11 protein-coding genes and 2 pseudogenes are annotated in these 13,007 nt (G+C 65.8%); 3 read left to right on the top strand and 10 right to left on the bottom strand.

The window, feature by feature from the left end; translation table 11 throughout:
• Window positions 1–141: 141 nt before the first annotated feature.
• The 3 genes from B9A11_RS16105 (at window position 142) to B9A11_RS16115 (ending at window position 3,276) form a co-directional block, all read left to right on the top strand.
• Window positions 142–588, top strand: a complete 447-nt coding sequence (locus B9A11_RS16105) for a (2Fe-2S)-binding protein (protein ID WP_058248832.1) — start codon at window positions 142–144, stop codon at window positions 586–588.
• A gap of 12 nt (window positions 589–600) precedes the next feature.
• Complete coding sequence (locus B9A11_RS16110; RefSeq protein WP_234988874.1) at window positions 601–2,766, top strand: xanthine dehydrogenase family protein molybdopterin-binding subunit; 2,166 nt, start codon at window positions 601–603, stop codon at window positions 2,764–2,766.
• 87 nt (window positions 2,767–2,853) lie between these two features.
• Window positions 2,854–3,276 carry a cyclophilin-like fold protein gene (locus B9A11_RS16115; protein WP_234988875.1) on the top strand — a complete coding sequence of 141 codons (423 nt, stop codon included), beginning with the start codon at window positions 2,854–2,856 and terminating at the stop codon, window positions 3,274–3,276.
• Window positions 3,277–3,279: 3 nt separating this feature from the next.
• Here B9A11_RS16115 and B9A11_RS16120 read toward each other — a convergent pair.
• The 10 genes and pseudogenes from B9A11_RS16120 to B9A11_RS16165 form a co-directional block, all read right to left on the bottom strand.
• Window positions 3,280–4,979 (bottom strand): annotated as a pseudogene (locus B9A11_RS16120) (MFS transporter).
• A 25-nt stretch (window positions 4,980–5,004) separates the two neighbouring features.
• Window positions 5,005–5,889 (bottom strand): NAD(P)-dependent oxidoreductase, encoded by an 885-nt coding sequence (locus B9A11_RS16130; RefSeq protein ID WP_058248836.1) that lies wholly within the window; start codon window positions 5,887–5,889, stop codon window positions 5,005–5,007.
• Between the two features lie 5 nt (window positions 5,890–5,894).
• Window positions 5,895–6,752, bottom strand: coding sequence for an enoyl-CoA hydratase/isomerase family protein (locus tag B9A11_RS16135; RefSeq protein ID WP_058248837.1), 858 nt, complete (start codon window positions 6,750–6,752; stop codon window positions 5,895–5,897).
• Between the two features lie 8 nt (window positions 6,753–6,760).
• Window positions 6,761–7,564, bottom strand: a complete 804-nt coding sequence (locus B9A11_RS16140; protein WP_058248838.1) for an SDR family oxidoreductase — start codon at window positions 7,562–7,564, stop codon at window positions 6,761–6,763.
• A gap of 85 nt (window positions 7,565–7,649) precedes the next feature.
• The gene (locus B9A11_RS16145) at window positions 7,650–8,201 is read right to left on the bottom strand and encodes a carboxymuconolactone decarboxylase family protein (RefSeq protein ID WP_058248839.1); all 552 of its coding nucleotides are present in this window, start codon (window positions 8,199–8,201) and stop codon (window positions 7,650–7,652) included.
• A gap of 65 nt (window positions 8,202–8,266) precedes the next feature.
• Window positions 8,267–8,971, bottom strand: coding sequence for a 3-hydroxyacyl-CoA dehydrogenase family protein (locus tag B9A11_RS21845; protein ID WP_186009218.1), 705 nt, complete (start codon window positions 8,969–8,971; stop codon window positions 8,267–8,269).
• Complete coding sequence (locus B9A11_RS16150; RefSeq protein ID WP_186009219.1) at window positions 8,923–9,765, bottom strand: 3-hydroxyacyl-CoA dehydrogenase family protein; 843 nt, start codon at window positions 9,763–9,765, stop codon at window positions 8,923–8,925. Before B9A11_RS16150 ends, B9A11_RS21845 begins: the two co-directional genes overlap by 49 nt.
• A gap of 30 nt (window positions 9,766–9,795) precedes the next feature.
• Window positions 9,796–10,917 (bottom strand): annotated as a pseudogene (locus tag B9A11_RS22260) (CaiB/BaiF CoA transferase family protein).
• A complete protein-coding gene (locus B9A11_RS16160; protein ID WP_143595908.1) occupies window positions 10,914–12,245 on the bottom strand; it encodes an SDR family NAD(P)-dependent oxidoreductase in 1,332 nt (443 codons plus the stop codon). Before B9A11_RS16160 ends, B9A11_RS22260 begins: the two are co-directional and overlap by 4 nt.
• Window positions 12,238–13,005: an enoyl-CoA hydratase/isomerase family protein gene (locus B9A11_RS16165; protein WP_058248840.1), complete on the bottom strand. Its 768-nt coding sequence runs from the start codon at window positions 13,003–13,005 to the stop codon at window positions 12,238–12,240. Before B9A11_RS16165 ends, B9A11_RS16160 begins: the two co-directional genes overlap by 8 nt.
• Window positions 13,006–13,007: the final 2 nt, after the last annotated feature.

Here is a 13,007-nt window from a genome sequence, read left to right on the forward strand (position 1 = left end):
CCGCGCTGTGAGCGGGCTTTCATGAAACCTCCTCATCTGAGCTATCAGGTACGAACCATTGTCCCGCCCACGCGTTGGCCCAACTGAAAAGGCAGATCGGCCCAAAGCGGGCTGCAACGCGAACAACGACAGGACATGCCAATGGAACTGACCGTCAATGGACAAACACACACCGTCGATGTGGACGAAGACACCCCTCTGCTGTGGGTGATCCGCGAAGAGCTGGGTCTGACCGGTACGAAATACGGCTGCGGGATCGCGCAATGTGGCGCCTGCACGGTGCTGGTCGATGGCGTGGCGACGCGGTCTTGCGTGACACCGGCGTCGGTCGTGGCGGGGCAGGACATCAAGACCATTGAGACGGTCGAAGAGACAGACGTTGGCAAGCGCGTGGTCGAGGCGTGGGTTGAAAACCAGGTGCCCCAGTGCGGCTATTGCCAGTCGGGTCAGGTCTTGGCGGCGACCGCGCTGCTGAGCGAGACGGCGCAGCCCTCTGACGAGGACATCGAATACGCCATGACCAACCTGTGCCGCTGCGGCACCTATAACAAGATCCGCGCCGCCGTGCGCCAGGCGTCGGAGGCGTAATCAATGGGGATCATGGATATTTTGAACGCCGCACCTACCAATGTTTCGCGCCGGGGGTTCCTTGCGGGGGCGGGCTCGCTTGTCTTGGCGACCTCGCTGCCTGTGCGCCCCGCGCGCGGACAAGAGGCCAGCGACGCACCCGCCGTCCAAGCCTTTATGGAGCTGCGCGCCGATGGCACCGTCCTGCTGAAAAGCCCGTGGATCGAAGGCGGTCAGGGCGTCTACACCGCCATGGCGCAGATCGTGGGTGAGGAACTCGACCTGTCGCCCGAGCACTTCGAGGTGGAAATCGCCCCGCCGGGTGGCCCCTTTGGCATCAACGGCGGCTTTCGGATCACCGGGGGCAGCGCCTCGACCCGTTCGTCCTATACCTTGATGCGGCGGCTGGGGGCCTCGGCTCGCGCCATGCTGATCGAGGCGGCAAGCGCGCAGTTGGGTATCCCTGCCGCTGATCTGACCACCGAGCCGGGCGTGGTTGTGGCCCCCGATGGCACGCGCCTTGGCTATGGCGAACTGGCGTCGGCGGCGATGGACTTACCCGTACCGACCGATGTGCCGCTGCGCGACCCCGAAACCTTTCGCTATATCAAGGCCCCGACCCCGCGCATCGACGTGCGCGCCAAGTCGACGGGTCAGGCCAGCTACGCCATCGACGTGACGGTGGACGACATGCTGCTGGCGGCGATCCGCCATGCGCCGCGCCTTGGCCTCGCGCCCGACGCGGTGACCAACCTGTCCGAGATCGAGGCCATGCGCGGCGTGCACTCGGTGCACATGTTGGATGGCGCTGTCGCGGTGGTCGCGAACAAGTTCTGGCAGGCGCAAAAGGCGCTCGCCGCCGCCGACATCACATGGACCGAGGGACAGGCGAAATGGCCCATGCCGGCCGATTTTTCCTCCGCCAGGTTCCGCGACACGCTGGCAAAGGCCAGCGGAGAGGTCACGCCGGTGGAATCCAACGGCGATGCCGCCAGCGCGCTGGACAGCGCCGAGACGGTGATCGAGGCCACCTATGATGCGCCCTTCGTCGTCCACGGCCAGCTTGAACCCCCTTCGGCCACCGCCCGCATGAACGACGACGGCACGTTGGACCTGTGGCTCCCGAACCAAGCGCCCGAGCAATTCGTAGGCCGCGCCGCAGAGGTCGCCGGGATCGACGGCAGCCAAGTGCGCCTGCACTCGCAGATCCTTGGCGGGTTCTTTGGGCGGCACTTTTTGTACGAGACCGCCAACCCCTTTCCGCAGGCGATCAAGCTGGCGCAGGCCACGGGTCGCCCGGTCAAGCTGATCTGGTCGCGCGAAGAGGACTTCTTGCGCGATGCCCCCCGTCCACTCGGCCTTGCACGGTTCCGCGCGGCGGTTGGCCCCGATGGCCCCACGGCGCTGAACGTCGAAGTGGTCGGCGAAGGGCCGACGGGCCGCTGGTACAACGCCCCCGCAGGCCGCGATCCCTCTGCCACCGAAGGCATCAGCGGCAAGCCCTACGCCATCGCCAACACGCAGATCGGCCAGCTGTACCTGCAAAACCCGGCGGTGATCGGCTATTGGCGCTCGGTCGGGCACTCCATGCACGACTTCATGTACGAAGGCTTTCTGGACGAGATCGCGCAGGCGGCGGGTCTGGACCCGTTCGAGATGCGCCTGAAAATGCTGGAAAACAGCCCGCGCCACCACACGCTGCTGCAACGGGTGGGCGATCTGTCGGGGGGTTGGCAACCCGGCCCCTACGCGGTGGACGGTGTGCAGCGCGCACGCGGGGTGGCCATGGCCTCGCCCTTTGGGTCCGAGGCGGCGACCATCGCCGAAGTCTCGCTCGATCTTGGCACGGTCAAGGTGCACAATATCTGGACGGCGATTGACCCCGGCCAGATCGTCAACCCTGCGGTGATCGAGGCGCAGGTCCAGTCCGCCACCGCCCTTGGCGTGTCGCAGACGCTGGTCGAAGAGCTGGTGTATGAAAACGGCGAGCCGACGGCGCGGAACTTTGACATGTATCCGATCCTGCGGCCCGACCAGATGCCCGACGTCCACGTCGAGATCGTCGAAAGCGGTGCCGAAATGGGCGGCGTCGGTGAGCCGGGCCTGCCCACCGTTGGCCCCGCCATCGTCAACGCCGTGGCGCAGCTGACCGGAAGGCGCGTCCGCAGCCTGCCCTTGTCGAAACACGACTTTGGCTAAGGTGCGCACACCGCTATGAGGACGGGGGCCAGCGCGCCCCCGTTTTTGCACGTCTGACCTGCGGGGAAGCCCCGGATGAAACCTATGATGAAACACCTGATGTTTGCCGCGCTCGCGCTGTTGCCCGCCGCGGCCCAAGCCCAAGCCCAAGAAGAGACCATGAAGATCACCTTTACCCTTGGCGATACCGTCCTGCCCGCCACGCTGGATGACACCCCCGCAGGGCGCGACTTTGCCGCGATGCTGCCCCTGACGCTGACCCTGTCGGACTACCACGGCATCGAAAAGGTCGCCGATCTGGGGCGCAAGCTGGACAGCACCGGGATGCCCGCCAGCTATACGCCAAAAGCGGGCGACATCACGCAATACGCCCCGTGGAAGAACCTCGCGCTGTTCATCGCGCCCTTTTCCGACTCGCGCGGGCTGGTGCGGCTGGGGCAGTTTGACGGCGACTTTTCCGCGCTCAAAGCCAGTGGCGACATTGACGTGACGATTGCCGTCGCGCCCTAAGCCCTAGGGGTCCAGATGGGTCACCCGCCCGTTGCCCTCACGCGGGGCGCCGGGCTGGCGGACCAGCTCATAGTGCACCTCGGGGCGGCTGTCGCCCTTGTGCAGGCGGCGCAGCGCTTCGATCACCAGACCGCCCGCCACGGTGCGGCGACGGTGCAGACGCTGCGCATCGGCCCATGTGGCGACCTTGAAGCGTTCGAACCACAGCTCTTCGTCGACGATGTCCCGGGTGAGCGTCCACCGGGACGCCCCGTCCCGAATGCGGTCACGGCGCTTTTGCACCATCAGATCCAGGAACTCGGCGGCATTCTCCGGCGGGATGCGATAGGTGATGGTGGTCAGGATCGGCCCGCTTTTGTCGACCATATCGACGCGCGGGGTGGGCGCGACCCATTCCGACAGCGGGTCCAGCCCGCTGGTGTCCGGCTCTCCGATGCGCAGGATCAGGCCCAGCCCCGCCCCCGCCGCCATCAGCGCCCCCGCCACGAACAAAGAGGTCGACGTCCCCCACCCCCCCGCGATCACGCCCCACAGCAGCGATCCCAGCGCGTTGCCGCCAAAGACAAAGGTCTGGTAAATGCCGATGCTGCGGCTGATCACCCAACGCGGAGAGGACACTTGGTTCGTCGATCCAAAGGTGACCTGCACCAGAATCCAGCACACCCCCGCAAGGGCCGAGGCCAGCAGCGACAGCGGCAAAACCGTGCTCAGGCCCAGCACCGCCGTCGCCCCGGCATAAGTGACAAAAGCCCCCGCGACATAGACCTCCAGCGGCAGGGCTTCGCGGATTTTCTGCGCGGTAAAGGCGGCCGCGACAGCCCCCGCGCCAAACGCGCCCAGCAGCAGACCAAAGGTCTGCGGGCCGCCTTGCAGCACGTCGCGCGCCACCAGGGGCAGCAGCGCCATCACCGAAATGGCCGCCACGTTGAACCAGAACGAGCGGAAGATCACCTTGAGCAGCACCGGCGACAGCGCGATATAGCGCAGCCCCGCAAGGATCGCGCTGCCAAAAGGCTCGGGCGGCAGGTCGCTGGCGGGGCGGGCGATCTGCCAGCGGCTGGCGACAAACAGAACGCTGATGTTGCTCAGCGCGCTGATGAGAAAGGCGATGAACGCGCCAAAGCTGGCCACCAGCGCGCCGCCGGGCCAAGGCTGCGCGCGATATTGAGGTTGCCGGTGTTGATGGCAAAGGCCGCCGGCGCTTTGTCGCGGCCAAAGAACTCGAACACCATGGATTGCCAGCCGGGATAGTACAGCGCCCGCCCCGCCCCCACCAGCAGCGTGCAGGTCAGCAACAAGGTCGGGGTCAGCGCGTCTTGGTAGGCGGCATAGGCCAGCGCCACCGAGACGATCATCAGGAACGATTGCGCCGCCAGCACCAGCTTTTTCTGGCCAATCCTGTCGGCCAGCGCGCCACCGGGCAGCGACAGCAGCATCACCGGCAAGGCCACCGTGGTCTGCACCAGCGCGACCTGTTCGGGCGTACCGCCCAGCGAGATCATCAGCCAAGACGCCCCCACCAGTTGGATCTGCCAGCCAAAGTTGGCGGACAGCCCCGCCAGCCAATAGGTCAGGAAATTGCGGTTCTTGAGCGGCTCAAAGGCCGAAGTGGTCTGGGTCAAGGCTTGGGTCCATAGCTGCCCGCGCGAGGCATCAAGGGTGATATGGCGCGGGCCGCGCGCTTGGCCAACCCAAAAGCGCATCACCTATGGCCGCCATAGGCCGGGCCTATTTTCGGGCCGGAAAGGCGGTGCCCGCCTCGGGCGCCACGTGATCGCCGATGTCAAAGAGGTTCGCCTGCGGTCCCAGCCGGTTGGACGCCGCCTGCATCATCCCCCGCGCCAGTTGTCCGAACTGCAAAGGCACCCCGCTTTGCGTCGCCAGTTGCGTTGCAAGGTTCACGTCCTTGAGCATCAGATTCAGGTAGAAAAAGCTGTCGGGGACGCCGTCCGCCAGCGCGGGCAGCATCGCCTCGGTGGCTTTGGACCGCGCCCCGCCCGCGTTCAGCACATCGGACATGACCCCCAGGTCCAGCCCATTGCGCATCCCCAAGGCGACCCCTTCGAGCATGGCAAAGCGGTTGCAGGTGCTGATGGTGTTGTTGATCAGCTTCATCACCTGCCCCGCGCCGATCGCGCCACACAGGTAGCTGTTGGGGCTGATGCGGTCGAAAATCGGCTGAACGGCGGCGATACGGTCAGCCGCGCCGCCGATCATGATGGCGATGGTCCCGGCCTCGGCCTCCTTGGCCCCGCCGGACACCGGCGCGTCGATCATGTGAATGCCGCGCGCGCTCAAGGTCTCGGCCATGGCGCGGGTCTCTGTCGGGTCGCCGCTGGTCTGGTCGATGACGGTCGCGCCGGGGCGCAAGGCATCGGCAAGGCCATGGTCAAACAGCGCCGCCCGCACGTTTTCCGAGCGCGGCAGGCAGAGGAAAACCACGTCGCAGGCCGCGCCCATGGCCGCAAGGTCGGGGGCCGCCGTGGCGCCTGCCTCGACCAGGTCCGCCACCGCCCGAGCGTTCAGGTCAAACACCGTCACCGGCCCGGACACCAGCAACCGCCGCGCCAGCGCGCCGCCCATGACCCCAAGGCCCACATAGCCAATCCGCATGGCGCTTACTCCTTGGCCTTGGGCATTCCGTCGGAAAAGCCCGCGCGCCGCGCCGCTGCCCCGTAGTCGGGCTTGCGCTTGTCGATCAAGGCGGACAGGCCTTCTTCGAACTCGGGGCCGGATTGCGCCAGCACCTGCGCGTAGTCCTCGTAGTCCATCATCTCGGTCAGGCTGCTTTCAAACGACTTGAGCATGACCGTCTTGGCTAGGCCCATGACCTCCGCCGGGCCTTCGGCATATTTATGCGCCAGCGCGATGCCCACCGCGTCGACGTCCTCGTCGTCCACCACCTGCGAGACGATGCCATTGGCCAGCGCCTCCTGCGTGTCCCACGTGGTGTTCGCGTAGAAAAACGCGCGCGCCTTGGCGAGGCCGATCAGCCGCGGCAGGGTGAACAGCGTCAGGCAATCGGGCACCACCCCAAGGCGAAAGAACCCGGCCATGAACTGCGCACTGTTGCCTGCAACGATGGTATCGGCCATCAGCGCCAGCCCCATCCCGCCGCCAATCGCCACGCCGCGCACGCCGCAGACCACCGGGCGGTCCAGCGTCATCAGCTGCGGCATAAAGCTTGCGGCATGGCGAAAGCGGCGGTGCCGCTCCATCGGGGCCTTGCTTTCGGTCAGCATCCGCAGATCGCCCCCGGCGCAAAAGGTCGGCCCCTTGCCGGTCAGGTAGATGGCGCGGATCGAATAGTCGTCCTGCACTTCGCGGGTGACCTCGCGCAGGGAATAGCGGATCTCGCGGGTCAAGGAATTGCGCGCGGCTTCGTTATCAAGCCGCACGATCAGCACATTGCCTTGGCGTTCGGTTTCCAGCTGCGGGTAGTGCTTGATCTGCGGGGCGGTCTGGGGGGCGGTCATATCGGGCCTCACTTGCCGGGAACGGAAACGATGGGGCTGGCGCGGCCCCGGTTGCGGCCACCGTCGACGACCAGATCGGCCCCGGCCACATAGGCGTCCGCGTCCGAGCACAAAAACACGCCGGCGTTGGCGATGTCGGAGGTCTTTCCAAATTCGCCCAAGGGAATGGACGAGAGTTCGGTGGCTTTGCCGCCTGCGTCTTCGTAGATGCGCTTGACGCCTTCGGTGTCGCCAATGGCCCCCGGCGCAATGGTGTTGCAGCGGATGCCGTCCGCGCCCCATTCGCCGGTCAGGGTGCGGATCAGCGACATGATCCCCGCCTTGGCCGCCCCTGCATGAGCACAGCCCGGCCAGCCCTCTAGGGCGCGGGTGGTCGAGATGGCGATGAACCGCCCGCCAAAGGCCGATGCCTTGAGCGCGGGATAGGCGGCGCGGGCGCAGTAAAAGGTGCCGTTGAGGTCAATGTCGATCACGGTTTTCCACGCGTTGGGCGACATCTCGGCGGCGGGCACGACAAAGTTCCACGCCGCGTTGGCGATCATCACGTCAAACTGCCCGTAGGTGTCCACGGCGGCCCTAACCACCCGTTCCACGCTGTCATAATCGCGCACATCCGCCTGAACGGCGATGGCTTGCCCGCCCATGGCCTCGATTTCCGCGACCGCGCCATTCAGGCGGTCGGTATTGCGGCTGGCGAGCACCAGTTTCGCCCCCGCCGCGGCAAAAGCCTTGGCGATCCCAAAGCCGATCCCGCCGCCGCCGCCGGTGATGATCGCGACCCGTCCGGCCAGCGTGTCCTTGGTGAATGTCATGCGTCGTTTCCTTATGCCTTGGCCGCCCCGTGGCCGGGGCAGCGTGTCGGATAAGCAAAGCGCAAATGCCGTGCCAAGCGGCGCGTCAGCCGTCTTTTGCCGGGTCTTTGCGAAACGCGCTGTAAAGGTTCACATAGCCCTTTTCGACGCGCTTTTTGGCGTGGGTCCGCGCGACTTCGACGTCAAGAGGGGCGAACCCCATCCCCGCCGTCAACCGCTGCATAAAGGCCGCGCGCCCGGTGATCGCCACCGCGTCGTGCAGCGCCTGCGCGGGCCAATGGGCCAGCACCGCGTCCGCGTCCGCTTGGGTCATGTCATTCGGCGTGACGGCCAGCTTGCGCACGAAATGCAGCAGCGGCTTGAGCGGCGCGTCCACCTCGGCGCTGTCGATGTCGTCCAGCGTACCGCGCGGAATGCCCCAGGCATAGGCCGCTTCGGAATGGCCGGTCAGCACGAACTGGCACCCCATGGCCCCGGCGGCAAAGGCCAGGATCAACTCACGTTCCCCCGGGGACAATGGAGAGGGGCCGTTCATCAAGGCTTGGCTCATCTCGGAAAACGGCCCGTAGGCCTCGGGGAAGCGTTTGAACACCGCCGGGGGGCCAGCATTGTCGGGCAGATCGTCGAGAAAGGGCATGGGCGAGGCCTTTGGGGTCAAATGTGTCCGCGCCGCGCACAGTTCGGCGCGGCGCTGTCGCTGTGCTATTCGGCGGCCTTGGCCATGCCGCCCGTCTGCGCCGCCTTGGCAACGACAGCGCGGCGCACGGGGGCATAGCCGGGCAGGCCGGTCATATCGTGCAAAGCTTTGCTGATCTCAAAGTGCTGCGCAAGCCCGCCGCTGTGCACCCGCGCCAAAGGCCCGACCGGATAGCCCAGCCCCATGCAGCAGGTCTTGTCCATGTCTTCCGCCGTGGCCAAGCCTTCGTCCAGAAAGCGCAGCGCGTCGTTGTACTTGGGGCGCACGAGGCGGTCGACGATGCGGCCCGCGAGGTCTTTGCACAGCACGGTGTCGAACCCCTGCACCTCGAAAATCGCGCGGGCGGCTTCGATGGCGGCGTCAGAGGTGTTCGGCTGGTGCACAATCTCGATCAGGGTGCTGGGGGCGTCAGAGCCGTTGCGATAGCGGGCAAAGCCCACGGCGTTGGACCCCTCTTGCCCCATATGCTCGCCGGTGTGCTGGCCAAGGCATTCGCTGCCCAGTTCCACCAGCACCGCCGTCTTGGACGCATCGGGCGCATAGCCGCCGCCAAGGTGGAGGGTCACGTCGCCGCCCGTCCCTTTCAGGTCGTCAAAGTTGGCACTGTGGCCAAGGACGGTGAACCCCGGCGCCTCGGTCGCCTTTTGCCGGGTCAACCCGGTCAGCAGCCCTTGGCCCGATTTATTCCCAAGACGTCCGGCGGCCACCATGCGGCGGCAGATCGGCGGAACGGCGGCGCGGGTGTCCAGCGTGATGGGAAAAACGCCTCGCCCAGCAGAACCTGGGTGTCGAGGCCGATCAGCTCCAGCAGCGTACAGGGCCCCATCTTGTAGCCCAGACCGACCTTGATCGCGGTGTCGATGTCCTCGGGCGTGGCAAGCCCCGCCTCGATCGCGCGCAAGACATCGTTGTTAAAGGGCACCAGCAAAGCGTTCAGGATGAACCCCGGCTTGTCCTGCGTTTCCACCGGGATCTGGCCTGCGGTTTCGGTCCAGTCCCAAGCCGCCGTGAACACCTCCTCCGAGGTGTTGATGCCGCGCGACATCTCGATCAGCTTCATCACCTGCGCGGGCAGGCAAAAGTGCATGCCCACCACGCGGTCTTCGCGCCCACAGCCGCCAGCGATCTGGGTAATCGACAGGGTCGAAGTGTTCGACGCAAAGATCGTGTCGGGCTTGCAGATGGCGTTGAGCTTGGCAAAGAGGTCTTTCTTGACGTCGAGGTTCTCAAAGATCGCCTCGATCACCATGTCGCAATCGGCCAAGTCATTCAGGTCGCTGCTGTCCTGCATCCGCGCCAGCGCCGCGTCGCAGTCGCCTTGAGTCATGCGGCCCTTGTCGACCGAGCGGCCAAAGAACTTTTGCGCCGCAGCGCGCTGGCGGGCGAGCGCGTCCGGCGAGAGGTCAAAGCACACGGTCTGCATCCCGGCCCGCGCCGCGACCAAGGCGATGCCCGCCCCCATGGTGCCCCCTGCGCCGCAGACGCCGATTTTGGTGATGGTCATGATGGGTTCTCCTGTCTGGCCCTTGCGCGCTTAGCGCGAAGGAAAATCGTCGTTGTCCGCGCCCAAGGCCGGGGCGCTGGCGGTGGCTTTGGGATCGGCGGCGAGGGTGCGCGCCACCGGGGTCGGCAGGGCGCGCATGGTGTCACCTTGGCCGTTGCGCACACGGCGGCGGAACACGCCGCGGGCGGCGAAATGCGGATCGTCCAGAGCGTCCTGAATGGTTTGCACGATGGTGCAGCAACAGTCGGCCTGCTCGAACACGTCCGACCAATGGGCGGCGTCCTTGGCTTTGATCTTGGCGGCGATGGCGCTTTGGGTGGCCGCCGGGTCGCGGGTATCGTCGCGCAAGGCCGTCTCCAGCCCGATCGCCTCGCAAAAGCTGTCCCAGAACTTTTGCTCCAGCGGGGCGGCGGCCAAGGTGCGGCCATCGGCGGTGGTATAAAGCTGATAGCGCGGCGCGCCGCCGGTGACCAAGGCGTCGCCATTGCCGGGCCATTGCCCCGCCGCCTACCCGTCGCCCATGGCCCAATACATAAAGGGAAAGAGGGTCTCGGCCATGGCGATATCCAGATGCGCGCCGCCCTTGCCCGCATCACGCGCCCGCAGCGCCAGCAGGATGTTCAGCAGTGCCGGATAGGTGCCCCCGGCAATATCCGCGATCAAGGCAGGCGGCAGCACGGGGGTCTGCGGGGTGCCGTGGCTCAGCGCCAGCAGCCCCGCGTCACCGATGTAATTAAGATCATGCCCCGCGCGCTGCGCCTTTGGCCCGGTTTGCCCGTAGCCTATGATTGAGCAATAGACGATGTCGGGGTTAAGCTTTTGCACGTCCGCATAGCCCAGCCCAAGACGCGCCATGACGCCGGGGCGGAACTGTTCGATCACCACATCCGCCTCTCGCAAGAGCGGGTCAAGAAGGGCGCGCGCGGCCGGGTCTTTGAGATCCAGCGCAAGGCTCTTCTTGCCGCGATTGAGCATGGCAAAGTTGACCGCATCCGCGCCCCATCTGGGCAGGTAATGGCGCATCTCTTCGCCCTGTGGACGTTCGATCTTGATCACCTCGGCGCCGGCATCGGCCAGGAACAGCCCCGCCATGGGGCCGGGCAAAAGGGTCGAAAAATCACGGACTTTGAGCCCCTCCAGCGCGCCGCTCATGCGCGCTTTTCCCGAAAGGACCGCCCGATCAGCTGGCGGTGGATCTGGTTGGTGCCTTCCCAGATCTGGCCGATCTTGGCGTCGCGCATCAACCGCTCGGCGCGGTATTCCTGAATGTATCCATAGCCGCCGTGGAACTGCACATTCTCCAGCGCCATCTTCATCGCCAGATCCGTGGCGCGCATCTTGGCAATCGACGCCTCCATGCCAAAGTCCGTCTCTCCGCCGTCGATCATATCGGCCACGTAGTCGATCCAGCGCTCGACCATCAGCAGCTCGGACGCAAGGTCCGCCAGCGTGAACTGGTTGCCCTGAAAGTCCAGCACCGCCTTGCCCGATTGCACCCGCTCATTGCCATAGGCGACCATGTCGCGGAACGCGGCGCGGGCGATGCCGCGGGCGTGCGCAGCCACCGAGGGGCGCGATTTGTTAAGCGACGCCAAGAGGATACGCAGCCCGTCACCGGGATTGCCCAAGAGGTTGGCGCGCGGCATCCGCACAGTGTCAAAGCTCATGGCGCAGGTTGCAGAGCCGTTGTGCCCCATCTTGCGCTCGGGCTTGCCAATCACGTGCCCCTCTGCGCCCTTTTCCAAAACGATGCAGGAAATCGCCTTGCGTGGATCGTCGATCCCCTTCCACTTGCCGAACAGCAGGTACAGGTCGGCGACATTGCCGTTGGAAATGAACACCTTAGAGCCGTTGATGATCACATCATCGCCGTCTTCCTCGAACGTGGTGCGCATCCCCGTGGCGTCCGACCCGGCGTTCGGCTCGGTGATGGTCAGCGCGCCCAAGCCGCCTTCGGCGATGCGCGGCAGCAGGCGGGCGCGCTGTTCGTCAGTGCCAAAGTCGATCAGCGGCTTCATGCCGTGGTAGTTGGTGGCGTAGATGATGCCCGTGCTGGCGCAAGCCTCTGAGATGATTGTCACAATCTCAAGGTACAGCTTGTAGGACATGGGCGCGCCGCCGAACGCTTCGGGGACGAAAATGGCGTTCAGACCCAGCGCGTTGATCGCTTCGACATTCTCCCACGGGAATTCGTGCGTCTCGTCGATGCGTGCGGCGTTGGGGGCGATGACGGTGTCGGTCATGCGCTGCACCTGATCCAGGATCATGCGCTCTTCTTCGTTCCACGCGCGCGCGGCGATCTCCTCGAACGCGGCGCGCACGGCCCCCTCGTCAGTCATGTCGCAGGCGATGTTGTGCGGGGCGGGGCCGTCGCCGCTGCGCGACAGGCCAACGACGCTCTGCCCCCGCGCGCCCAGCTCGGTGACAATCGCAGCGCCAATCCCCTTGGACGCGCCGGTGACGACGATTTGCTCAGCCATCCTTGAACTCCGCTTTGCGTTTCTCTTCAAAGGCGGCCATGCCCTCTTCGGCATCGGTCAGCCGATAGGCGAGGGTCGACAGATCGGCCTCGATCTCCAGCCCCGCCTCAAGCGTGGTGTCCCCGGCGCGGGTGACGGCGCGGCGGGCAAAGTCCAGCACCGGCAGGCTGTAGCGGGTGAATTTGCCCGCAATCTCGCGGCCCGCCTGCATCAGATCGCCCTCCACGACGGCGTTGACTAGACCGATGCGCTCGGCCTCTTCGGCGCGCACATTGCGCCCGGTCTTGATGATTTCCAGCGCGCGCCCCTGCCCCACCAGACGCGGCAGTCGCTGGGTGCCGCCATAGCCGGGGATCAGGCCCAGCTTGACCTCTGGCAGGCCAAAGACCGCGTTGGGCGCGGCCAGACGAAAGGTACAGGCCATGGCCAATTCCGACCCGCCGCCAAAGGCATAGCCGCCCACCAAGGCGACAGAGGCCACCGGCAGGCGGTCAAGCTTAGCAAAGACGCTCTGACCCAGTTCCGCCCCGGTTTTCTGGTCCATCAAGGGGCGATTGCGCAGCTCTTTAATGTCTGCCCCGGCGCAAAAGGCCTTATCCCCTGCGCCGGTGATCAGCAGCGCGCGCACGTCCATGTGCGCAACCTTGTCAAAGGCTTCGCCAATGTCGCGCAGGATTTGAAAGGACAGCGCATTGAGCGCCTCGGGGCGGTTCAGGGTCAGAACGGCCAGTTCGCCGTCCTGTGTCAGGTCTACGGCCATGA

This window comes from Tropicibacter naphthalenivorans (genome assembly GCF_900176475.1).
GTDB classification, from domain to species: domain Bacteria; phylum Pseudomonadota; class Alphaproteobacteria; order Rhodobacterales; family Rhodobacteraceae; genus Tropicibacter; species Tropicibacter naphthalenivorans.